At 72.3% G+C, this 22650-nt stretch carries 23 protein-coding genes and 1 pseudogene; 10 read left to right on the plus strand and 14 right to left on the minus strand.

All coding sequences use genetic code 11. The features are described 5' to 3' along the window. Positions 1–73: 73 nt before the first annotated feature. On the minus strand, positions 74–583 hold the full coding sequence (locus tag V5P93_RS19305) for a DUF3618 domain-containing protein (protein ID WP_245931426.1): 510 nt from the start codon (positions 581–583) through the stop codon (positions 74–76). A 17-nt stretch (positions 584–600) separates the two neighbouring features. Continuing rightward, complete coding sequence (locus V5P93_RS19310) at positions 601–1137, minus strand: phage holin family protein (RefSeq protein ID WP_146108136.1); 537 nt, start codon at positions 1135–1137, stop codon at positions 601–603. Between the two features lie 335 nt (positions 1138–1472). On the opposite strand from V5P93_RS19310, the gene V5P93_RS19315 reads away from it, so the two are divergent. Further along, positions 1473–1685 (plus strand): hypothetical protein, encoded by a 213-nt coding sequence (locus tag V5P93_RS19315; protein WP_181043628.1) that lies wholly within the window; start codon positions 1473–1475, stop codon positions 1683–1685. Positions 1686–1819: 134 nt separating this feature from the next. Here V5P93_RS19315 and V5P93_RS19320 read toward each other — a convergent pair whose 3' ends face one another. The 6 genes from V5P93_RS19320 to V5P93_RS19345 form a co-directional block, all read right to left on the minus strand. After that, positions 1820–2311, minus strand: coding sequence for a DUF1360 domain-containing protein (locus tag V5P93_RS19320; RefSeq protein WP_104480612.1), 492 nt, complete (start codon positions 2309–2311; stop codon positions 1820–1822). Between the two features lie 326 nt (positions 2312–2637). Further along, on the minus strand, positions 2638–3078 hold the full coding sequence (locus V5P93_RS19325) for a hypothetical protein (protein WP_104480613.1): 441 nt from the start codon (positions 3076–3078) through the stop codon (positions 2638–2640). Further along, a complete protein-coding gene (locus V5P93_RS19330; protein ID WP_104480614.1) occupies positions 3075–4199 on the minus strand; it encodes a molybdopterin-dependent oxidoreductase in 1125 nt (374 codons plus the stop codon). Before V5P93_RS19330 ends, V5P93_RS19325 begins: the two co-directional genes overlap by 4 nt. After that, positions 4196–4828 (minus strand): class I SAM-dependent methyltransferase, encoded by a 633-nt coding sequence (locus V5P93_RS19335; RefSeq protein WP_104480615.1) that lies wholly within the window; start codon positions 4826–4828, stop codon positions 4196–4198. Before V5P93_RS19335 ends, V5P93_RS19330 begins: the two co-directional genes overlap by 4 nt. Further along, on the minus strand, positions 4825–5496 hold the full coding sequence (locus tag V5P93_RS19340; RefSeq protein WP_104480616.1) for a DUF2064 domain-containing protein: 672 nt from the start codon (positions 5494–5496) through the stop codon (positions 4825–4827). Before V5P93_RS19340 ends, V5P93_RS19335 begins: the two co-directional genes overlap by 4 nt. Continuing rightward, entirely contained in the window at positions 5493–6164 is a 672-nt protein-coding gene (locus V5P93_RS19345; RefSeq protein WP_245931427.1) for a glycosyltransferase family 2 protein, read from the minus strand. Before V5P93_RS19345 ends, V5P93_RS19340 begins: the two co-directional genes overlap by 4 nt. 143 nt (positions 6165–6307) lie before the next feature. Between V5P93_RS19345 and V5P93_RS19350 the strand changes: the two genes are divergently transcribed. The 3 genes from V5P93_RS19350 to V5P93_RS19360 are packed head-to-tail and all read left to right on the plus strand — an operon-like array spanning position 6308 to position 9396. Continuing rightward, on the plus strand, positions 6308–7639 hold the full coding sequence (locus tag V5P93_RS19350; RefSeq protein ID WP_374065046.1) for a hypothetical protein: 1332 nt from the start codon (positions 6308–6310) through the stop codon (positions 7637–7639). Between the two features lie 12 nt (positions 7640–7651). After that, the gene (locus V5P93_RS19355; protein ID WP_104480617.1) at positions 7652–8353 is read left to right on the plus strand and encodes a response regulator transcription factor; all 702 of its coding nucleotides are present in this window, start codon (positions 7652–7654) and stop codon (positions 8351–8353) included. Further along, the gene (locus V5P93_RS19360; protein WP_104480618.1) at positions 8350–9396 is read left to right on the plus strand and encodes a sensor histidine kinase KdpD; all 1047 of its coding nucleotides are present in this window, start codon (positions 8350–8352) and stop codon (positions 9394–9396) included. The genes V5P93_RS19355 and V5P93_RS19360 overlap by 4 nt, the downstream gene beginning before the upstream one ends. Here V5P93_RS19360 and V5P93_RS19365 read toward each other — a convergent pair. Further along, on the minus strand, positions 9386–10453 hold the full coding sequence (locus V5P93_RS19365; protein WP_104480619.1) for an NAD(P)-dependent oxidoreductase: 1068 nt from the start codon (positions 10451–10453) through the stop codon (positions 9386–9388). The two genes, V5P93_RS19360 and V5P93_RS19365, sit on opposite strands and share 11 nt — an antisense overlap. Positions 10454–10703: 250 nt before the next feature. On the opposite strand from V5P93_RS19365, the gene V5P93_RS19370 reads away from it, so the two are divergent. Then, entirely contained in the window at positions 10704–11459 is a 756-nt protein-coding gene (locus V5P93_RS19370; protein ID WP_104480620.1) for a class I SAM-dependent methyltransferase, read from the plus strand. A gap of 124 nt (positions 11460–11583) precedes the next feature. On the opposite strand, the gene V5P93_RS19375 is transcribed toward V5P93_RS19370, so the two are convergent. Together V5P93_RS19375 and V5P93_RS19380 are read right to left on the minus strand one after the other, a co-directional pair. Then, positions 11584–14382, minus strand: a complete 2799-nt coding sequence (locus tag V5P93_RS19375) for a response regulator (protein WP_104480621.1) — start codon at positions 14380–14382, stop codon at positions 11584–11586. A 178-nt stretch (positions 14383–14560) separates the two neighbouring features. Beyond that, positions 14561–14845: a hypothetical protein gene (locus tag V5P93_RS19380; protein WP_146108137.1), complete on the minus strand. Its 285-nt coding sequence runs from the start codon at positions 14843–14845 to the stop codon at positions 14561–14563. Positions 14846–15103: 258 nt separating this feature from the next. On the opposite strand from V5P93_RS19380, the gene V5P93_RS19385 reads away from it, so the two are divergent. The 3 genes from V5P93_RS19385 to V5P93_RS19395 all read left to right on the plus strand — a co-directional run bounded on the left by V5P93_RS19385 (position 15104) and on the right by V5P93_RS19395 (position 17424). Next, positions 15104–15832 (plus strand): MarR family transcriptional regulator, encoded by a 729-nt coding sequence (locus V5P93_RS19385; protein ID WP_374066513.1) that lies wholly within the window; start codon positions 15104–15106, stop codon positions 15830–15832. Between the two features lie 164 nt (positions 15833–15996). After that, a complete protein-coding gene (locus tag V5P93_RS19390; protein WP_104480623.1) occupies positions 15997–16503 on the plus strand; it encodes an RICIN domain-containing protein in 507 nt (168 codons plus the stop codon). A 711-nt stretch (positions 16504–17214) separates the two neighbouring features. After that, a complete protein-coding gene (locus V5P93_RS19395; protein ID WP_245931439.1) occupies positions 17215–17424 on the plus strand; it encodes a hypothetical protein in 210 nt (69 codons plus the stop codon). Positions 17425–17928: 504 nt separating this feature from the next. Here V5P93_RS19395 and V5P93_RS19400 read toward each other — a convergent pair. Beyond that, positions 17929–18030, minus strand: a pseudogene (locus V5P93_RS19400) (FtsK/SpoIIIE domain-containing protein); the annotation flags it as partial. Positions 18031–18246: 216 nt separating this feature from the next. On the opposite strand from V5P93_RS19400, the gene V5P93_RS19405 reads away from it, so the two are divergent. Then, on the plus strand, positions 18247–18372 hold the full coding sequence (locus V5P93_RS19405; RefSeq protein WP_281261676.1) for a hypothetical protein: 126 nt from the start codon (positions 18247–18249) through the stop codon (positions 18370–18372). Positions 18373–19521: 1149 nt separating this feature from the next. Here V5P93_RS19405 and V5P93_RS19410 read toward each other — a convergent pair. Continuing rightward, a complete protein-coding gene (locus tag V5P93_RS19410) occupies positions 19522–19965 on the minus strand; it encodes a hypothetical protein (RefSeq protein WP_146108138.1) in 444 nt (147 codons plus the stop codon). 531 nt (positions 19966–20496) lie between these two features. On the opposite strand from V5P93_RS19410, the gene V5P93_RS19415 reads away from it, so the two are divergent. Beyond that, positions 20497–21246: a CDP-alcohol phosphatidyltransferase family protein gene (locus V5P93_RS19415; RefSeq protein ID WP_245931428.1), complete on the plus strand. Its 750-nt coding sequence runs from the start codon at positions 20497–20499 to the stop codon at positions 21244–21246. Here the strand turns inward: V5P93_RS19415 and V5P93_RS19420 are convergent. Further along, complete coding sequence (locus V5P93_RS19420; RefSeq protein ID WP_104480626.1) at positions 21190–22650, minus strand: NAD(P)/FAD-dependent oxidoreductase; 1461 nt, start codon at positions 22648–22650, stop codon at positions 21190–21192. The genes V5P93_RS19415 and V5P93_RS19420 overlap by 57 nt on opposite strands.

Below are 22650 nucleotides of genomic sequence, written 5' to 3' on the forward strand. Positions count from 1 at the left end.
GCGCTGCGGACTTCCTTCGATGCTGCTTTGGCTTCGTCCGAGACGTTCTGGGCCGCATCGGTCGCGGCGGACTTCACCGATGCCACAGCCTCCTGAGCGGTTCGCGAAGAGCCTCCCCCGTCTGCTGAGCCACCTGGCTCAGGTGCTCGCCGAGGGGGCCCGCGACCTGGTCCTTGACCTTCTCGGCCGCCTTCTGCTCGGGTTCGCTCGCCGGGGCGAGCGAGGCGACCAGCCACCCCGCACCGAACGCGATCAGGCCCGCGGCCAACGGGTTGCCGGTGGTGCCGCGGCGGATCGCCGCGGGAGCGTCCTGCACCGCCTGGGTCGCGTTGGACGCACCCGTGGTCACCGTGTCGGCGACCTGGTGCAGCGTCGACGGCTCGTGCTGCGTCACGTTCCGACGCGGTGACGGGGTGCCCATCACGGAGTCCCTGGCGCTGGAGATCGCTCGCCGGAAGCGGTTGACCCGCCGGTGCACCACCCGGCTCGGGGTGACCTTCTCCGCCAGAGCGTCGACATCAGCGCCGAGGGCGCGCTGCGTGCCCTCGATCTCGTTGCGCAGCTGAACTGGATCTCTGCTCACGGTCGTGGTTTCCTCTACTACTGGGGCTTGAGGGCGTCGGGGACCTGCTTGAGGGTGTCCACGGTGCGTTCGGGCACCGGGTCCACCGTGCGGAGCGCACTACGGCCGCTCACATACAGGGCGGCACCCGCGAGGAAGGCACCGGGCTTGCGCCTGGCGAACTCCCGCACCTCCTCGACCAGGTCGCCGGGCTCGCGGTCTTCCAACCACGACGCCACCTTGCGCGCCCGGTGCGCGATCTCCCGGACGACATCGTCCGCGACACCGGACTTCTGGGAGTTCTCCGACATGTCTTCGAGGTGCCCGGCGGTGGTGTGCAGACCGCGGGCCACTTTGCGCTGCGTTCCGCGTGCCTGTTCGTTCAATCGGGCTAACCCATGGTCGAGTAGGTCACTCACCTGGGCACGCGCCTGCCCGGTCACTTCCTTCAGCCCGTCCGCGGCGGTGTCGCCAGTTCGTGAGCCGCCGGAGACGATGACTTCCCGGATACCTGGATCGGCGGGACCGCCGCTTCCGGGGTGGGGCGGCGCATAGCGGCCGGACTGCTGTGTCACCCGTCCTCCTGGGGACGGGGACGGTGTATGCAGAAGAGCTACCCGTAGCACCGCCGGGAAAACGCCTGGACGGCATGCTGTTCCGCAGTCTCGTCCAAACGCCTTGTCAGCAAAAAGAATCATTCGGTTCCCGGACGCACGACGTCCGAAGAGGACGTCACCGCACAGCCTGATCCCGCTGACCCGAAGTCGACAGGGTTCGTTTGCGGGACAGCGACTTCGTTTGGCGGCACTGCATGACAAGGGCCCGGCACACCAGGCGCCGGACCCTCGGTCGTCACGTGTCGCCTCAGTCGACAGCCGGGCCGGATTCACCACTCCCGGACAACTCCTTGATGAACTGGTGGCACTTGCGCGCCCGATCGGAGTCCTGGTTCATCACGTCGCTGAAGAAAGTCCGCGATGTCGTCCCGGCCCGCATTCCGCGCATCACGCACATACTGGCCGTAATCGTGCCCGGCTTTGAGGGAGTGGTACTGCACCGAGACCAAGTCGAAGGTCACGTCATCGAAACCGATTTCACCGGTGGCCATATCGTCCTCCGGTAGGACTGCGTGCCGAACGTTGGTCTTGGTGCCTTCACCCGTCCGGGCCGAACTCATGCACAAAAACGGCTCGCGTTGGAAGAATCCCCCCGTTCGTGCGTTGTGCAACGGTGGTGTTCCTCGCCCGCTGTCGCGGGTCAGCTTTCGACGTGTTCCTTGAGTGCGTCGTAGAGCAGGTGCAGTGCGTCCGCCCCCGCGACGACGGTGAGGCCGGTGGTAACGAGCCGGGCGGGGCGGGGCGCGACGACGTGGCAGGCCAGCAGTGCGGTCGCCGTCCACACGGCGGCGCAGAACGGGCAGGTGAGCAGTTCACCCACAGCGTGGACGTGGGCGCTCGCAGTGGGTGCGACGACCTCGTTCACCTCACCCGCGCCAGCCGGTCCCTCGTGGCGGGTGAAGGGCGCGCGCAGCGGGCTGAGAACCGCGTCCTTGGTCAACATCCTGCTGCCCCGGTGGGTGGCCACGACGAGCAGCACAGTCTCGGCGAGGGTGAATCGGTCAGGCAACCGCGCGCCGCGGAGCCGACCGACCCCGACCGCTCCGGCGACCGCTGCCGCGTAGGTGGCGAGTGCGCGCACGTAACCGGCCAGTGGTTTGTCCGAGCCGTTGAAAGACCGGCCGGTTGACATCAGCGACCTGCCCGCCTTGGACGCTGTGCTGCTGTCACACCTGCGCCCGGTCGTCGGCCTCCTGACCAAGCGGACCGGCCGAAGCGCGGCGCCTGCTGGTCAGCGCGGAGCAGGTAGATCGAGTGGGGCTTGACGGTCGCACCGAGCATGTCAGTGGCAGGCAGGACGCTGTCGGTGCCGGTAGCAGCCCGGGACCTGCCTCGGTGAGCGGCCCCAGGTGCAGCGGCCGGTCGAGGGACCGAGCCACTGGACAGCGACAAACCCGACGGTTCGGACGGCCACGGGTCGCGGATCGTCCCGCGGGGACGTGACGTGTCCGACCACCACTACCCGCCCGCCGTGCCGGGGTCGGTGTTCTGTTCGGGGACGTTGCTGTGCCCCGTCCTCGCGCGCCACGCGACCGCGATCCACACGACCGCGGTTGAGACGAGCAGTCCGGCGAGCGGTTCGTCGTGCGCGCCGGGTGGGGCGGGCGCCGCGAACGGCCGCCACACCAGGGGGAACGCGATGACCGCGAGTACCGCGGTGGCGGCGAGACCGCGCTTGGCGGGGAGGGCTACGGGGGCGGGTAGGAAGTCGAGGGCACGTGCGGTGAGTCCGATGGCGGGGGCGATGAGCGCGTCGTGGACGAGCGGGCAGGCGATCAGCCAGAGGACCGCCGAGACGGAGGTCCAGGACAGCGGCAGCGCCCAGTCGGCGAACAGCGTGACGCCCCATCCCAGGGTGGCGAGACCGCTGATCACGAGCAGGGCGCGGATCGCGGTCATGCCGTCTCCAGGCGGGAGACCCACTTGGTCTGCAGGACGCCGGGCCGGTTGGGGGCGATCACCCGGCAGGGATAGCCGTGGTCCAGGTCGAGCGGGGCGCCGTTGAGGTCCAGGGCGAGCACGGTCAGCGGGTCGGCGGTGTGCGTGCCGGGTAGGACGCTGGTCGAGTAGATGCCGGTGGTCTCCAGGGAGGAGACCCGGACCTCGCTTCCCGGGCGGGCGCCGATGGCGTGGAGCAGGTCGGTGAACGCGACACCGGTCCACGTTGCGGTGCGGCTCCACCCCTCCACGCACGCGATGGGGAGGTCCACTGTGGTCTGCGGGAGGGCGGCGAGTCCGGCGCGAGACAGCGATGTGGTGCCCGCGGGAGTCGAGATTTCCAGTCGCCAGTCCGGGTCGGTGGCCGCTGCGACCACCCCGGCGGCCGTGGCGGTTCGGTTGACGGGCAGGCCCCGGCTGCCTTGGTCGGATCGCCACTTCAGCGGGGAGACGTGCCGCAGGGCGGGAATGGTGGCTCCCGCGGTGGCCAGCACGGCTACGCCGGTCGACGTGGCCGTGGTACGCAGGAAGGCGCGTCGGGACACGGTGGTGCCCACGGGCGCGACGGGGTGCTCCGGAGCCAGGGCGGCGCGCGCGACCGGGAGTTTCAGTCCGACATGGAGGATGATCGACCCGACGGCGATCCACCCCACGGCGTAGTGCACCGGGGGGAAGAAGAACGGCCACGGGTAGTTCTGGGTGACGTTGAGCAGTCCCGTCACGAGCTCGAACAGGGCACTGCCAACCAGTGCGAGGACCGACAGGCGTTCCAGCGCGTGGGTCGCGGACCGCAGCGCGGGGCGGGTGAACAGCTCGGGGTAGACGCTCCAGAGTTTGGCGGCCAGCAGCGGGATGCTCGCGATGCCGCTGATCACGTGGGTTCCCTGGGTGAGGCGGTAGAGCGAGACCGGGCGGCTGGGCCAGGTGAACCAGTGCGGCGGGTGCTGGATGAGGTGGCTGAGCAGTCCGGTGAGGAAGCAGAGGCCGAAGGTGACCGCGAGGGCCAGTCCCACCCGGGTGGCGACTCGCGGCGAGTGCGCGGCACCGCGGAAGTCCGACTCGCGGGGAAGGCGCGGCTTCACCGGCGCGCCAGTGCGACCACCCAGCGGTGGTGGTCGTGGTCGAGCCTGCTCAGCCGCAGACCCGCCCGGGTCGCGACCTCGGCGACGGCGTCCGCGCCGAGCCAGGCCCAGGGGAACCACCGGGCCGCGGCCCCGGAGGCGGGCCGCAGGCGGACCCGGTCGCGGCGCAGGCCGGTGCCGGGCGGGTCGATGTCGGCCACGACCGTTCCACCGGGGGCGAGCAGGCTGGTTACGCGGCGGAGCAGGGTGACCGGGTCGCCGCCGATGCCGATGTTGCCGTCGGCCAGCAGGGCGTGCGACCAGCGCCCTTCGCCGGGCAGCCGGTCGAAGACGTCGCGGCGCAGCGCGGCGCCGCCGCGGGCGCGGGTGAGGCGGACCGCGACGGGCGAGGTGTCGATGCCGAGCGCGGGGATCCCCCGGCTGGTCAGGGCGGTGGTGAGCCTGCCCGGCCCGCAGCCGATGTCGACGGTGGGTCCGGCGCAGGTGTCGAGCAGCAGCTCGTCGCCCGGCGAGACCGCTCCGCGCCAGCGGTGCACCGGGAGTTCGACGCGGTCGCCGCCGGGGCGTTCGAGCCAGCAGCGGGTGCCCAGCAGGCCGGGGTCGAACTCGGTTCCCACGGGCGCGGTCACGTGGGCACCACCACGGCGCGGACCGCCTCGGCGAAGCGGGTGTCCGGGCAGTCCGCCGCGACGGCGAGGGCGTCGGGCATGGTGTCGACGTCGACCAGGACCGCCGCGGTGCCCATCGGTTCGCCCAGGGCGAGGCGGGTGCGAGCGGCGGTGTCCGCGCGCGACATCGGCACGTCCGCCAAGGCCCTGGCCTGTCGCGGGTCGCGCAGGGCCAGCGCCCACCAGCCGCCGTCGGCGGCGGGGCCGAGCACCGCAGGCGCCGCGCCGGTGAGGACCGGCCGGGCCGTCGCCGCGAGCAGGGCGGGGGTCACCTGGGGGGTGTCCATGCCGATCTGGAGCACGGGCAGTCCGGGGAAGCGGTCGGCGGCGTCCTGGTGGGCGTTGACCAGTCGCTCGGCCAGGCCGTCGCCCCGCTGCGGGTGCACCGTGAGGGGTTCGAGCGCGGACCGGACCTCGTGGGCGCGGACCCCGGCGGGGACCGATCCGGTGAGGGCCACCAGCGGGATCGCCCCGGGGGTCGCGGCGGCGGCGTCGAGGGTGTCCAGCAGCGCGGCGGCGGCGATCGCCGCCGCCTGGTCGGGGGTGGCGGGCGGGCACAACCGGGTCTTGGCCAACCCGGGCACCGGGGCTTTGGCCACGACCAGTAGGACGAACTCCGGTTCGCTCATCGCAGCGCCACCCGCCCCACGTCGCGCACCGCGCGCAGGGTGCCGCGCAGCGAGCCGGACACCTTCGACCGGGTGCCCGCGGCCCGCGCTCGGTAGACCACGTCGAACTCGTCCACCCGCCACCCGGCCCGCTGTGCCCGGATGAGCAGTTCCAGCGGGTAGCCGAAGGCGCGGTCGGTGACGCCGAGCGCGAGCAGGGCCTCGCGCGGGCAGGCGCGCAGCGGGGCGATGTCGCGCACGGCCAAGCCCCGGCGGCGCAGCAGGGCGGCCAGCAGCCGGTTGCCCGCCCTGGCGTGCCAGGGCCACACATCCGCTCGTTCGGGGACCCGGCGCCCGACCGCGAGGTCCGCGCCGCCGTGGACGGCGGCCACGAGGGTCGGCAACTGGCCGAGGTCCAGGGAGCCGTCCGCGTCGGCGAAGCACACGACGGCCGCGGTGGCGTGCTCCAGCCCGGTGTGCACCGCGGCGCCGTAACCGGTGCGGGGCTCGGTGACCACGGCGGCGCCGTGCGCCGCCGCGACCTCGGCGGACCCGTCGGTCGACCCGTTGTCGACCACGATGGCCCGGTACCCGGGCGGCAGGGCGGCCAGCACGCCGGGCAGGGCCGCCGCCTCGTTCAGACAGGGCAGGACGACATCGACGTGCCCCGGGATCGGATCATCACTCACGCGGTCGACGCTATGGCCATCCCGGAAGGTCGGGAACCCTTGCGGTGCTTACGAAATGCTGACAGCAGCCGAGTTCTTACCGACCGGTGACGGTGTGGTCCGGGAGGTGTTCGCCGCGCTCACCGCGCGGCTATCGTGCCCCGGTGCGAACGCGCCCGCCGAATCCGGAGAGGATCACCGCGAAGGGATGCCGCGCCGCTGTGGCGGCCGCGGCGGTGCTGGTGGTGGCGGCCGTCGGGACCGGCGCGTACCTCAACCGCCCCGGGTCGGGGGTGTCCATCCACGCGCCCGCCGCTCCGCTGTTCGCCTGGTGGCTCCCGCACATCGGACCGGGAACGCCCGCGGCGGTGGTCGTGGCCGTCGTCGTGGTGGCCTGGGGCCCCGCGTTGGCCGGGCGGGCGAGGTGGCGCGTTCTGCTTCCCGCGGCCTATGTGGCCGCGGTCGCGTGGACCTTCGCCCTGGCCCTGGTCGACGGCTGGGACCGCGGGGTGGCCGACCGGTTGACCACTCGGGACGAATACCTCCACGAGGTCCCCGGGATCACCGACGTCCGCGCCGCGCTGCGCGGTTTCACCGACCGGATCCTGGACTTCCAGCCGGGTTCGTGGACCACGCACGTGTCCGGCCACCCGCCCCTGGCGACGCTGGTGTTCGTCTGGCTGGACCGGATCGGTCTGGGCGGGGGCGCGTGGGCGGCCGTGCTGTGCGTGGTCGTGGGCTGCCTGGCGGCGGTCGCGGTCCCGGTGGCGCTGGTGCTGCTCGGCCGCGCCGACGCGGCGCGGGCGGTGGTGCCCTTCGCGGTGCTGGCGCCAGGCGCGGTGTGGGTGGGCGCGAGCGCCGACGGGGTGTTCGCGGGTGTGACCGCGTGCGGCGTGGCCCTGCTGGCCCTGGCCGCCCGGCGCGCCTCGGCGGCGGTCGCGGTCGCCGCGGGGGTGGTGCTCGGGGCTGGGGCCTTCCTGTCCTACGGGCTGGTCCTCATCGGATTGGTGGCACTCGCCGCCGTGGTGTGCGGTCGTCGGTGGTCGGTAGCCCCGTGGGCCGTCCTCGGAGCGGTGCTCGTGGTGGTGGTGTTCGCGGTGGCCGGGTTCTCGTGGTGGGACGGCTACCACCTGGTGACCGTCCGCTACTACCAGGGCATCGCCACCGAACGGCCCTACTGGTACTGGGCGTGGGCGAACCTGGCGGCCACTTGCGTGTGCGCGGGGCCCGCCGTGGTCGCCGCCCTGCCCGGGCTGCGCCGCGGCGTACGATCCCGGTGCGATCCGGTCCTGGTGTTGGTCGCCGCCGCCGCGGCGGCGGTGCTCGTGGCAGACCTGTCCGGGTTGTCCAAGGCCGAAGTCGAGCGCATCTGGTTGCCTTTCGTGGTGTGGCTGTGGCCTGCGGTGTCGCTGTTGCCCGGCAAGCAGCGGGGTTGGCTGGCCGCGCAGGCGGCCACCGCACTCGTGGTGAACCACCTGCTGATGACGAACTGGTAGGGAGGGCGCCACGTGCCACGCGAGACGGGCTCGGTGCTGGTCGTCGACGATGACGAGACGGTGCGCGACGTCGTGCGCCGCTACCTGGAGAACGCGGGCTACGCGGTCACGGTCGCCGGGGACGGGACGGAGGCGTTGCGCCGGTGCGCCGCCGCCCGGCCGGACCTCGTGGTGCTGGACGTGATGATGCCCGGTCCGGACGGGGTGGAGGTGTGTCGCAGGCTGCGCGCGGCGGACGGCCCGGCAGTCGTGCTGCTGACCGCGCTGGGCGAGGAGGAAGACCGGGTGGCGGGCTTGGAGGTCGGCGCGGACGACTACGTCACCAAGCCGTTCAGCCCGCGCGAACTCGTGCTGCGCGTCGGCTCGGTGCTGCGGCGGATGCGCACGCCCCCGGTCGCGACACCGGTACCCGACCTGGTCGACGACGACCTCCTGCTGCGCCCGACCGCCCGCCGCGCCCTGCTGGGCGGTGTCGAGCTAGCGCTCACGACCCGCGAGTTCGACCTGCTCGCCTTCCTGATGGCCCACCCGGGGACGGCGTTCACCCGGGCGGAGCTGCTCGCCGAGGTGTGGGGCTGGGACTTCGGCGACCAGGGCACCGTGACCGTCCACGTGCGCAGGCTGCGGGAGAAGCTGGGGTCCGACCCGTCCCGGCCCGCCCGCGTGGCGACGGTGTGGGGCCACGGCTACCGCTACGACCGGCGCGCGCCGTGATCGAGTCCGACGAGACCCTGGCCGCCATCCTGGGCCACGCCTGGCACGTGCTGCCCCTGGCGCTGCTGTTCGCCCTGCCCGTGGCGCTCGCCGGTGCCCTGGCGCTGTACCTGCTGCGCCACGGCTCCCTGGCGGCGGTCATGACCGTGCTGGCCCTGGCCCCGGTGCTGGCCACCCTGGCCGGGGTGCTGGGGATCAGCGGGTTCATGTTCACCCCGACCCTGACCACCACCCTGCTGGTGTGCCTGCTCGTCGCCCTGGTCACCGTGCCCGGTGCCCTCGTCCTCGGCCGCGGCTTCGCCCGCCGCGGCCTGGCCGAGCGGATGGCCCGCGACCGCGAGCGCGCCGCCGAGACCGCCCGCCGCGACCTGGTCGCCTTCATCAGCCACGACCTGCGCAGCCCGCTCACGGCGATCGCGGCCATGGCCGAGGCGGTGGCCGACGGCGTGGTGGCCGACCGGGCCGAGGTCACCGACTACGCCACCCGCATCGGCACCGAGACCCACCGGCTCTCCGGCATGGTCGACGACCTGTTCGAACTGTCCCGCATCGCCTCCGGCGCACTGCGCCTGACCATGACCGCCGTGCTGCTGCCCGAGGTCGTCGGCGACGCCGTCGCCGCCCACTCCCCCGTGGCCGAACGCCACCGCGTCCGGCTGCTCGCCCGCGCCGAGGCCGACCCCGTCGTCTCCGGCAGCGACCCCGAGCTGGCCCGCGTCGTGCGCAACCTGGTGGCCAACGCCATCCGGCACACCCCACCGGAGGGCACGGTCGCCGTCGTGCTCGGCCTCGACGGCGACCACGCGCTGCTCACCGTCGCCGACGGCTGCGGCGGCATCCCCGACGACGAGATCGACCGCGTCTTCGACGTCGCCTACCGCGGCAGCACCGCCCGCACCCCGGACCACACCGGCACCACCGGCGCCGGGCTCGGCCTGGCCATCGCCAAGGGGCTGGTCGAGGCGCACCACGGGCGCATCGGGGTGCGCAACCACGGGCCTGGCTGCCGGTTCGAGGTCCGGCTGCCGCTGCTCACCCGCTGACGACCGCAGGCGCCCGCAACTCGGCCGTGGCGAACTCGGCCACGCCCTCGGCGAACCCGGTGCGCGCGGTGTAGCCGATCAACCGCCGCGCGTTCGCCGGGTCGGCCACCACGTGCCGCACGTCCGCGGCTCTCGCCCCACCGACCACCCGCGGCGGCGGGCCGCCCAGCGCGCGCGACAACTCCTCGGCCAGCTCACCGACCGTGTGCGGCTCTCCCGAGCAGATGTTCAACGGTGTCAGCGTTCCCGCCCGCCCGCCCTCGCGCAGCGCCAGGACGTTGGCACGGGCGACGTCGCGCACGTGCACGAAGTCCCGTCGCTGCCGTCCGTCCTCCAGGACCGTCGGTGCCTCACCCCGCTCCAGGGCGGAGCGGAACAGCGACGCCACACCGGCGTACGGGGTGTCCCTGGGCATCCTGGAGCCGTAGACGTTGTGGTAGCGCATCGCCCACACCGACCCGCCCGTCTGCCGCGCCCACGCCACCGCCAGGTGCTCTTGGGCCAGCTTCGTCGCCGCGTACGTGCTCACCGGGCGCAGTGGAGCGTCCTCCGGCACCAACCGCCACTCCAGGGCCGCACCGCACAACGGACACGTGGGTTCGTACCGGCCCGCGGCCACGTCGGCGGCGGCGCGCGGCGCGGGCGGCACCACACCGTGCACGCCGCAGGCGTACCGGCCCTCGCCGTAGACCACCATCGACGACGCCATGACCAAAGTGGACACGCGCGAGCGGTGCATGGCGGCCAACACCACCGCCGTGCCGTAGCCGTTGTGCAACGCGTACGACGGCGCGTCGCCAGGATCGATGCCGTGGCCCACCACCGCCGCCTGGTGGCACACCGCGTCCACCCCGGGCAACACCCGGTCGAGCAGCGACCCGTCCGCCACATCGCCGATGACGGTCTCGTAGTCCTCCACGTAGGCCGGTGGGCCGCCGCGCCCGTGCGCGGTCGGCAGCAGGCAGTCCAGGATGACGGGTTCGTCGCCCGATCGCGCCAGTTGGTCGGCGATGTGGGATCCGATGAAGCCGGCCCCGCCGGTCACGAGTACACGCACACCGCGAAACTAGGACGCCTGGGCATGCCGTGGCGGGGTGTGGTGCGTGCCGTCATGGAATCGTCAGATCGGACCACCACCAGCGGCCCGTGCGCGGGCCCGGGGGTCGGGAACTGCCCACGCCTGTTCACGACCGGCGGTCGCGTGCACGGCGCGCGCCGCCACCAGCCGGGCCCGCGAACCACCGTGGCGGGGTGTGGTGCGGCAGCGTCGGGCGGCGAGCCGTACAGCGTTCTGCGAAACTGGTCGCGTGCGCCTGTTCGATGACCTTGTTGCCGAGGCGACCGCGGCCGACACCTCGGGTTCGGACTACTCCTGGCTGGACGGGCGGGCCCACGAGCAGCGGGCACCCTGGGCGTACACCCGGATCCTGGCGAGCCGGATCGGGGAGTCCGACCGCGTGCTCGACGCGCAGACCGGGGACGGGGCGGTCCTCGCGGGCGCGCTAGCCCGCTCACCACGGCTGCTGGCCGCGACCGAGAGCCGACCGGAGCTGCTCCTCCGCGCCCAGCGCGACCTCGCGAAGTTCGACGGTGCGGTCGTCGCGGCCGAGGACGGCACCCTGCCGTTCCGCGACGACACCTTCGACCTGGTGGTCAGCAGGCACCCGCGCATCGGCTCCACCGACTGGTCGCAGATCCGCCGGGTACTGCGCCCCGGGGGCACCTACCTCGCCCAACACGTGGGCTCCGGATCCGGCCGGGAACTGGTCGAGGCGATCCTCGGCCCCCAGCGGGCGCGCGGGGACTTCGCCGAACGGGAAGCCGAGGCCGCCGAGAGCGCCGGGCTCGAAGTGCTCGACCTGCGCAAAGCAGGATTACCGGTCACATTCGACGACATCGGGGCCGTGGTCTACCTCTTGCGGAAAATCGTCTGGTTCGTCCCCGACTTCGCCGTCGCCCCATACCGCGACCGGCTCATCCTGCTCGACAAGCACATCCGCGCCGAGGGCGCCTTCCACACCCTCGCCCACCGCTTCCTCATCGAGGCGCGCAAGCCGGGCTGAACGCCGCGGGTTCGGTCAGGTCCACCATCCGCCGGGCTTGGACGCTCCCGACGACTGTGCTCACCTCCAGTTCGCTGTGGACACCTCGACGGCCGCGCTGGTGTTGAGCATGCGTTCCGCACCGCTAGGGCTTGCCGATCCCCCGTCCGCCCACGGGGTTGCGACTGCGCTGTATCCACTTCTCCAGGGTGTTGCGCAGGACGACCGGGTCCACGGGTTTGGTCACGTAGTCGTCCATGCCCGCGTCGAGGCAGGCTTGCCTGTCCTCGGCCAACGCGCCCGCTGTCATGGCGATGATCGGGGGGATCTCACCCGCCCCGCCGCGGCTGCGCAGTTCGACGGTGGCAGTGAGGCCGTCCATCTCCGGCATCTGGCAGTCCATCAGGATCGCCGCGTAGGGCTTGGTCCCGACCATGCGGAGCACTTCGAGTCCGTTGTCCGCGACGTCGACCTGGTAGCCGAACCTGGTCAGGATGCCGACCGCGACCATCTGGTTGATCTCGTTGTCCTCGGCGAGCAGGATCGTCTCCCCGCCGCCCTCGGCGCGGCCGCGCTGGACGGGCAGGGGCGTGCTGCCGGTGGCAGGCCCCTCAGCGGGGGCGAGCAACCCGACCAGGCAGGTGTGGAGCTGGGCGGGGTTGATCGGTTTGGGCAGCACCGCGCTGGCGCCCGCTGCGATGGCCCGCTGGTCGTCCTGGTAGGACCCGGAGGTCAGCAGCACGGTGTCGATGTGCGCCAGGTCCGCGTCGGCGGCGATCGCGGAGACCAGGTCGAGCCCGCCGCGGTCGGCCACGTGCTGGTTGATCACGACCAGGTCGAAGGGCTCCTGCGCCTCGGCGGTGCGGAGCCGGTCGAGCGTGGTGGTCAGGTCCGCGTCCGAGGTCGCGACCATGCCCCAGGCCCGGCTGTGCCGGGTGATCAGGTCACGGGTCGTGGGGTTGTCGTCGAGCAGGAGCAACCGGCGACCCGACAGGTGCCGGGACGCGGGCGCGTCCGCCTCGGGCGCGCGGCCGAACGGCAGCGCGAAGCTGAACCGGCTGCCACGACCCGGTTCGGTGGTCACCTCCAGTTCGCCGCCCATCAGCCCGACGAGCTGCCGGGTGATGGCCAAGCCGAGTCCCGTCCCGCCGTAGCGGCGGTTCGCGGCGGCTTCCACCTGGGAGAACGGCTCGTACAGCGACGGCAGGTCCGCCGCGGCGATGCCGATCCCGGTGTCCTCGACGGCGAAGCAGATCCGGACGCCGCCGTCCTCGGTGACCCCCTGGGGTTCCGCGCGCAGCACCACCGATCCGCGTTCGGTGAACTTGACCGCGTTGCCCAGCAGGTTGAGCAGCACCTGCCGCAACCTCCCCGCGTCGCCGCGCAGCCCGATGGGCAGTTCAGGGGGGTAGTGGCCGACGACCTCGATGTCCTTGTCGCGCGCGGCCTCCACCGCGGCGTGCACGACCTCGCCGAGCACCTGGTCCATGGCGAACTCGGTCTCCACCAGCTCGACCTTGCCCGCCTCCACCTTGGAGAAGTCCAGGATGTCGTTGATGATCGTCAGCAGTGCCCGGCCCGAGGCTCGGATCGACTGGGCGTAGCGCTGCTGCGAGGCGTCCAGCGGGGTGTCCAGCAGCAGCTCCGTCAGCCCGATGACGCCGTTCATCGGGGTGCGGATCTCGTGGCTGACCATCGCGACGAACTGCGACTTCACCCGCACCGCCGCCAGCGCTTCGTCCCGGGCGGCGGCCAGTGCCTGCTCGGCCTCCCGGCGCTCGCTGGTGTCGCGGATGGCCGCCGAGACCAGCACCCCCTGGTCCGTCTCCAGCGGGGCCAGGCTGATCTCGACCGGGAACTGGCTGCCGTCACGGCGCTGGCCGACCAGTTCCAGACCGACGCCCATCCCCCGGTGCGAGGGCGAGGTGAGGTACTCGTGCCGGTTGCGCACGTGGTCCCGGCGGAACTGCTCCGGGATCAGCACCTCGACGGGCTTGCCGACCAGCTCGTCCGCGCGGTAGCGGAACAGCCGTTCGGTCTGCTGGTTGACCAGCGTGATGAGACCCCGCTCGTCGACGATGACCATCGCGTCCGGCGCACCCAGCACCAAGCGGTGGAACCGCTGCTCGCCCTCCAAGGCGATCGACTCGGCGCTGGGCCGCGCCCTCTCGTTCGCGAGGGCGAGCACCGCCGCCAGCACGACCACCAGCAGCGCGGCGGCGGAGATCGCGGCGTCGACCACGCCCACCGCGGCCAGCGGCGGCCCCGCCAGGAGCACCACCGCGGCCACCGCCGAGGCCAACCTGCCCGCCGCCGTCCCGTTCGGACCCGCGAGGTTGCGGACCGACGGCCGGTCGGATCGAGCCGCCAGGACGGCCACCCAGACCGCGACGACCCCCACACCCGCCGGGAGCGCCATCGCACGGCTGTTCCCCGGGCCGTGGCCACCGGCGACCACCGCCACCACCGCCACCACCGCGGCGGCGGTCGAGAGCACGGTGTCGACATCCAAGGCGATCACCCCGCAGGCGGCCAGCGCGACCGCCGCGGCCGCCACCGCGGTGGGGGTACCCGTGCCCACCGCCCACGCCCGGATCTGTTCGTCGAACGGTACGGCGTCGGCAGGGGAGGGGTGATCGCCGACGGTCGTCATGAAGGCCACGATGCCCGTGACGGCCACCGCCGCCGCGATCGCCTGCCCCGCCCACCGCCGGGCCGGAGAACCACCGGTGGGCACCACCAGGCGCAGGGCGATCGCCAGGAGGACCAAGCAGATCGCGGTCATCAGGTCCACGGTGGCTCCGCCGGGAACCAGCGAGGCGAGAACTCTGGAGTCCACCGCGTACCCCACCAGCGCGGCGACCCCGACCGCGGTGAGGGAGGCCGTCGCGAAGGTGACTACCCGCGCCTGGTGGCCGTGCGCCGAGCTACGACCGGACTCCATACGTCGATTCTGGACCTCATTCCACTGGCGCGCCATCACCGTATCGGGGTATTGGTGCCCTCCATCGCCCTGTGGTTGGCCTGCCGCCCCGAGCAGCGTGCGGGATCGGACGACAGCGTCCAAAGTGGAGTTCGATTCGGGTGGGTCCTGGGCTCGCCTCGCAGGGGGCACGCCACGGTCACCGCAGAAGAAGAACGTCCGCGCCTGCCGCCACCGGTATCGAGCGGACACCCTGGTGCAGGACGCGGTGGTAGCCGTGCGACCGCTCCGCGGACCGGATCGTGCACGCGCAGACGAAGACAGCCACGAAACCGTAGCCACTCACCGGCTCTGGGACGCCGTAGGTGAGGGAGGTCGCCGCCAAGGCCACGAATCCCTCGGCCTGTTCGGCCAGGCGCAGCCTCGGTGAGTGGAAGGCGGACAACAGCGTGCGCAACAGCCACCCGGTGGCCAGACCCAGCACCACATCGGCTGCCAGGCGCCACAGGACATCGACCGCGATCCGGTGCCCGGCCTGGCCGAGGGCAGGACGCCGACCACGCTGACGGCGACGGCGGCGCGGGTGAAGGGAAGGCGAACACCGCCGCCCCCCAACCCCAGGAACACCACCGGCACCGGCACCGGGACGCGGTTTACCACCTGCGGCAACACCGCCGCCACTCCAGCCGCCGCGCAGACCACCGCCACAACCTCGACCTTCGCGCCTCCATTCCGGCTGCGCGTGCAGGACCTCGCCGAGGCCATCGGGCTCAACCAGAGCTCCGTGAGCAGGCTGGTCACCCGGCTGGAACAGGCCGGGTTGACCGACCGCGTGCTGTGCGCCGACGATCGGCGCGGCATCCACCCGATGATCACCGAGCACTGGCGGGAGCGCGGGTGCTCACCACCGCACTGGACCAGGCCGCCGAGGACCCGGCCGTGGCCCACCGGTCGCCCTGCTCCGCCAGGAGACGACGCACTCCGCGCGGACGACCCAGCCCCAGCAGTCGTAGGTCACCGCGTGGCGGTCCGGCGTCGCGGTGCCGGGACAGGTGTCGGTGCCGGTGTCGCGGAGGGCTCGGCCGGCGCCACCGGCGCCTGCCCCACGCAGCGTGATCGGTTGGGCGAAGCCGGGCGAGGTGGCAGTGGGCGCGAGCGGACGCGCCCCTGCGGGGCGCAAGCCACGGATGTCCACCGTCGACGCCGCGCGCGTGGCGACCGGGTCGGGCGTGACGGCGACCTGCGACGGCCTCGTCGCCCCCGCCTGGCTGGTGCCGACCAAGGTCAGGACGGCGGTGAGGATCGCCGTGGTGTGCGCCGTTCGGCTTGTCCTCCCCGAGGGTGTCGACGAACCCCCGGGGAACACCACACGAGCCCGATCGGTGGCCATCTTGGCGCGTGCTCCCCCATCTGCCGCACCCGACGCCGAAAATCAGCGCTCTCTCGCCCGTTGCGCGCCGGTTTCGGGTGAATAACCCCTATCATCTCCCGGTCACTTGACTGTTGGCACCCGATTACCCTACCCCGGCCCTCCCATTACGAAATTCGAGTGACCTTCCGGGATCATCCTACCGATTTTTCCGAGGGGCCTGATATTCCTTGTCGGGTACCCGATGAAGCCCACTAAGGAGCTCCATGCGCTCGCTCGTCAAAAGGCTGTTCGCCACCGCCGCCGCGGCCGCGGTGATCCCCGCGGCGATGGTCGTCTCGGCGTCCACCGCCTCGGCCGACACGCCGTACCGCTCGATCAGCACCCCTGCGGGCGCCATGTGCCTCGATATCCCCCGGGGGACCACCGACAACCACGCCCCGGTCCAGATCTACTACTGCAACGGCGGCACCAACCAGCAGTGGATCTACCGCCCGACCTCCGTCCCCGGCTACGGCCAGCTGGTCAACGTGGCGAGCGGCAGCTGCGCGGACGTGCCGCGCAACGACCTCGCCGACCTGGCCCCGGTCGAGCAGTACGTGTGCGGGGCGTCCTCGGCCAACCAGATGTGGAGCTTCGACCCCGCCTCCGGCCAGCTGCGCGCCCTGCACAGCGGCAAGTGCCTGACCATCAGCAGCTACGCCTACAAGAGCAAGACCTTCCAGTACAGCTGCGGCATCGCCTACTCCCAGCGGTGGCAGCTCAACGTCTGATCCGGTCGCGGGCCCGCCGTGTCGACGGCGGGCCCGCGCGCCCATTCGCCGATTCCCCCGCGACCTTGACCCCCGTTCGGGGGTCTTCGTATTTCTGATGACCTCCGAACGGGGGTCACAATTCCGATGACCCCCGTTCGGAGGTCATGGTTCGGCGATGACCCCCGTTCGGGGGTCTTGTCTCCGGTCAAAGATGTGTGACAAGAAAAAGAAAACTGGGAATTGATGGCTCTCTTTGCCCTGGCGCAAGTGATTGGCCGATCAGCCGACGGGCACGCGGCAACCGCCGTGGCGCGTCCCAGCACCCACCGCGCCCGCGGGCACCACCGCCAGGCGCGGGGTGACCCACCGGGCCGAGCCGCCCGAGCAAGGGGCGCGCCGGTGACCGGGGGCCGCCTGAGACCGCCCAGGACGGCGGCCAGGCCGGGGTTGGAGCGACGAGCATGACCAGGCCCAGGCCCGCGCGGCCGAGGCGTGACGGTGACTGACCGTGATCACCACCCGGAGCCACTGACGTTGGGGCGAGGACGGCAAGCCCGGCGCAGTCCGGTAGCCGGAGGTCGCCGCTCGATACCGGGCTTGTCATCCACCATCCGGTTCGATGAGCGGGATCGGGCTGGAAGGGCCAGGTGATTCCGCCGACCGGGGTGGACCGGTCTCACAGCGGGGACGCAGGTCGTTCCCGGGAGGCGCTCAGGTCCGGGACGGATCGTGCCGCACCCCGCCTCCGCCGCGGTCGAACCCCGGCCCGCGCCCGCCGCTCCCCCACCGCCGCTGGTCCCGGAGTTCTGCTACGTCAGCGACACCGTCCGCAGCCTCTTGGCCCTGGCCGAGCGGCCCGGCCTGCTCGGTTCGGTCAACACCGGCAGCCCGTGCTGGAGCCGGCGACGGCCATCGAAGACCTCCCCGGCACTGCGGTGACCGTCGTGCACTCGGCTCTGCCCGTCGAGGGCCGACCGGCGGGCGCCGCGGCCGCGCCCGGCGGTAGGCGGCGGCCCGGGTCTCCTGTAGCTGCGCGCAAGTGCCGCCGAGAGCCATGAGTTCGTCGTGGGTGCCTGCTCGGCCACGCGGGAGCGGTCGAGCAGCACCCGGCGCCCGGCCAAGGCGGCCGATCATGACGAACAGCTCGGCGAAGTCGGGGTTGGCGGCCAGCAGCTCGCTGGACTCGTCGACGATGAGGAACGGGGTCGGCGGCGGGTTGAGCGCGGCACCCCCTGACGGGCGCGCTCCTAGTCCACAAGAGACGAATAGTTTCCCGGCGCACGCAACAAATCCTGAAGACGCGCCATCTCGCCGTGCAGGGAGTCCTGCACGGGGGTGACCAGGGGTACCCCATCGGGGAGGTTGGTGATGGCCGCGGAGGGCCAGCGGGAGGCGGTCGAGACCGAGAAAGGTGGCGCCGCCCTTGAAGTCGACCAGGACGAAGTTGAGCAGCTCCGAGCTGCGCGTCATGGCCAGCCCCAGCACCAGGGTGCGCAGCGGCTCCGACTTGCCCGAGCCGGTCGCACCGATCAGCAGGCTGTGCACGTCCTTGCCGCCCTGCGTGGACTCCTCGATGTCAATTCCACCCAGGACCCGTCCTCGGCGATGCCCAGCGGGATGGGGAACCGTTCAGCCCCCTCCCGTTCCGCCACTACGACTTCCGTGTGGACGAGTCGAGGTCGGCGACGCCGAGCAGGCGGGGCAGCTCTCCGACGACCACCGACGCCGCCGTGCCGGACCGAAATCGACGACGTTCGCGCGATGTTCGACCTGGCCGACGCGCTGCCACCGGAAGCCCTCATGCGCACCCAACCCGCCAACGACCTCCTGCTCCACGAACGCCGCGCCAGATCCGCGCCGAAACCACCCGCCGCACCCGGACGCTGACCGCCGCGACATGACGATCAACGGAAAGCAGAAATGCACGGCACACAACCTTGGAATGCACTCGACACACTGAACATGCTCGCGTTGATCTGCCGAAATAGCGTTCCGGCAAATCGCCACGATACGCCGTAGATAGTTCGAACCGAAGGGTCACTGGTTCGATCCCAGCGTCGCCGCGGACGACCCGGTCGCACTCGTCGTCGATGGCTTCAGGATCGAAGCCGGTCGGTAGGTGACGCGGCAGGGAGTCGCGTCGTCGGGCTGCGGTGACCGCGTCCGGCGAGACCGGTGCGACTTCACGGTCTCGCCGGACGCGGCCTTGTCCCATGCGGTCCGGGCCTCTCAGGCGATGACCGGGCCGACGCCGTTGGCCCACAGCAGGGGCGGTGGCCACGCCGAACGCGGTCGCGAACTTCTTCACGTTGTCCCCTCAATGTGGTGGGGGTTGTTTCGGTTGCGGTCCCGGGAACTCCCGCTGTCTCTATGCAACACGATGCGCCAGGGCTGCCGCGCGACGAACATCTGGTAACACCGGATATGTGCAATTGATAGCATTGCCCATAAAGCGCCGGTGTTCCTCGACGCTGGCAAACGGGTCCGCTCGGGTGATCCGACATACCCGTGACGTTCGGTTTGAGGTCGTCGTTCGTACCCAGCGTCACGGTCACGACAACAGCCAACCCGGCGAGAAGGCAACAGCGCATAAGGGTGCTCTCGGCGTTTCGGGGGCGCGAATCCGGGTAGGGCGAGCACCTCAGGGTAAACCCCCGACCAAATGTCCTTCCTAGACGATGCGCTGGCGCAGCGCGAGGTCGACCGGTGTTCGACCTCGTGCGCGAACGCCTCGGCCCCCGGGTTGCGCAGGCGAACCTGGCGGGCTCGTACCTGGTCACGCTGCTGACCCTCGCGGCGGAGATCGGTGGTGTGGCGTTGCCGATCGAGCCGGCCACCAGCGTGCACCACCCGCTGCGGGTGCCGATCGCGTTCGTGATCCGGGTCGTGCTGTCGCGGATGCGGTTCGAGACCGTGGAATCGGTCACACGGCGCTGCCCTGCCCATCGCTCTGGCCCTGGGCAGGTCGGGCTTGGTCGTGGTCATCCTCGGTGTGTTCGCCCTGCCGCGACCCCGGCACCGTCGAGCGGCGGCAGATCAGGTTCCCACGAACCTGATCTGTCCGATCGGGACGGTGAGGCTGGACAGGCCGCCGAGGGCGCAGCCGAGGTTGGGGTTGGCCGCGGCGACGGTGAGGGAGGTGGTGCCTGCCAGCGGGCCGCTGGTCTGCGCGGTCCGCAGTGCGATCAGACCGTTGAGGGGGTTGGTGTTGACGGTGAAGTCGAACGTGGTGCGCCCGCCATCGGGCGACCAGTCGACGGTGCCGCTGCCGGTGATGGTGGCCAGGAGGTTGCAAGGAACACCGCCCAGGCTGGTGATGGTGCCGGTGGCGTCGCTGACCGATCCCGCTTGGCGGTCGTTGCGGTTCCCGCTGGGCGACGGGCAGTTGACGACGGTCGCGACGGCCACCACGTCCGCGGTGGTGCGCGTGGCGGTCAACGCCGGGCTGAAGCTGAGGTGGACGTTGACATTGCAGGTCAACTCGATCACCGCGGCCTGGGCGGGAGCGGTGGACGCGACGGGAACACCAGCCCCAGGAGGATCGCGACGACCGCGACCAGGGGCCTTCCCGTGCCTGGCCACCGCGATCGCGCGCTGTCGATCATGCTCGCTCCTGTCCTCGGACGTGGTCGGACCACCGAGCGACGCTGCGCTCTCGAGGTCGTCGGGCGCAACCCCTCTGACACCGTCGCCGTTGAACGCCACCCGATCGCGGGGGCGGAGACCACCTGTGCCACCAACTACGCGAGACCTGCGCGAAAACGGAGGCAGACCGCAGCCCGAGTGCGGCTGGCCGGTTCCGCCCCAGCGGTGATGATCACCCCGCGGCGGATGGGGCAGGCCGGGTCGCAGGCGACCGTGGTCGCCGCGCTACTCGCTCGTGGTGCGAGTCGTGGGAGGCGGGCGTGCCTGCGGACGGTAGTGAGGCATCGCACCTGACGTCGATCTGCGCATCGGGTCTGGTCTGACCATTTCAAGCGCTACCGCTGCCCTGGCCCTAGCGTGTCGCGCGTGGGCAGCGGTGAGCAGGAGCGGGTGGACCCGGTGGCCGGGTGGTCGCGGCTGCACGGCGAGGACGTCTCCGGCAACCGCTTGGTGGTGGGGTGGCTGCGGGTGGTGCACCTGCTCGCCCGTCCGGTCGAGCGCGTCCACCCGGACGTGCTCTCGGGGGTCGCGGTCGCGGCTGCCGCGGGCGCGGTCGGGGTCGCCGCCGCGGGTGGGGTGTGGCCGTTGGTGGCGCTGGTGCTCGTGGTGGCCTCCGGCGTGTTCGACGGGCTCGACGGGGCCGTCGCCCTGCGGACGGGGCGGGCTAGGCCGTTGGGGGCGGTGGTCGACGCCGTCGCGGATCGGCTGTCCGACCTGTGTCTGGTGCTGGTGCTGTGGGTCCTGGGGGCGCCGGGGTGGTGGTGCTCGGCGCTGGGCGCCGCCCTGCTGGTGCACGAGTACGCCCGGGCGCGGGCGCAGGCGGTGGGCATGGCGGGCGCGGGCGCGGTGACGGTGGCGGAACGACCGACGAGGGTGGTGGTCGTCGCTGTGGCGTGCGCGGGCACCGCGCTCGCTCCCGGGGGAACACCCGGCACCGGTTGGGACTGGGCGTCGGTGTCGGCACTGGTCTGGGCGGTCTGCGCGGTCGTGGGCTGGGGTCAGCTCGCGGTCGGCGTCCACCGCGCGCTGACCGGGCGGCCGTGGGTGGACCCGGACGCGTCAGGCCGGGCCGATCAGGCGGGCGACGATGGCCGCGGACATGGCGACCAGGGGTAGCCCGCCACCGGGGTGCGCCGAGCCGCCGACGAGGAACAGCCCGCGCACCCGGGCACGGTTGGCGGGGCGCAGCAGCGCGGCGCGCGGACCGTTGGAGGACGAGCCGTAGATCGCGCCGCCGACCGAGCCGGTGTCGCGCTCCCAGTCGGCCGGGGTGCGCACCTCGCGCCACCGGACCCGGTCGCGCACGTCGAGGCCGCGCCGGGTCAGCACGTCGAGGACGTGGTCGCCGTAGCGGTCGGCGAGTCCGGGCGCGGTCCAGTCCACCGGTCCGTGGCGGGGCGCGTTGACCAGGACGAACCACGCCTCGTCGCCCGCCGGGGCGACAGCCGGGTCGGCCGGGGAGCAGACGTAGACGGTGGGGTCCTCGACCGGGCGCGGCGAGCGGCCGAAGACCGCGTCGAACTCGGCGTCGTAGTCCTGGGGGAACAGGACGCGGTGGTGCCGGGGGTTCGGCGTCCGGCCGCGCAGCGCGAGCAGGAGCACGAACCCGGACAGCGACGGGTCCACGCGGTCCAGCGACCGCTGGGCGCGGCGGTCGGGCAGCAGGTCCCGGTAGAGCGATCGGGCGTCCACATCGGACACGACCACGTCCGCGCCGAGCACCTCCCCGTCCCGCAGGCGCACGCCGGTGACACCGCGGGCGTCGACCTCCACCCGGCACACCGGGGCGTCGTAGCGCAGGCGCGCGCCCACTTCGAGGCAGCGGTCCGCCAGCGCGTCGGCCAGTCGCCGCAGCCCACCGCGCACGTACCACCCGCCGAACCGCTGCTCGACGAAGGGCACCACGCTCATCAGCGCGGGCACGCGGCGGGGATCCGATCCGGTGTAGGTGGCGTAGCGGTCCAGCAGCATCCGCAACCGCGGGTCCGGGAGCCGCCGCCCCAGTGAGCGCAGGGTGCGCCACGGCGCGATCGCGGCGAGGTCGCGCACGTTCGCCGACCGGCGCACCAGGTCGAGAACCCCGCGCAGCGGGCGCTGGAGCACGGGCTCACCGACCAGGTCCCACAGCCGCGCGGCGTCGGCCATGACCGAGCCCCACTGCTCGGCGGCGGTGGGTCCGAACGCGGTTGCCAACGCGGGTCCGACCTCGGCCTCCACGTGCGGCAGGTCCAGTTCGACGCCGTCGGGGAACCGGTAGTGGCAGGTCGGGTCGACCGGGACGACCTCGACCACCTCGTCCAGCGGCGCGCCCGTCGCGGCGAACAGGTCCCGGTACACCTCCGGCAGCGTCAGCAGCGACGGACCGGTGTCGAAGGTGTAGCCGTCCCGGCTCAGGGTGCCGAGCTTGCCGCCGTGCGTACCGGCCTGCTCGACCACGGTCACGTCGTGCCCGGCCGCGCCCAGCCGCGCCGCCGCGGCCAGGCCGCCCATGCCCGCGCCCACCACAACGACCCGCGCCAC

The organism is Actinokineospora auranticolor, from assembly GCF_041897805.1.
Taxonomy (GTDB): Bacteria; Actinomycetota; Actinomycetes; order Mycobacteriales; family Pseudonocardiaceae; genus Actinokineospora; species Actinokineospora auranticolor.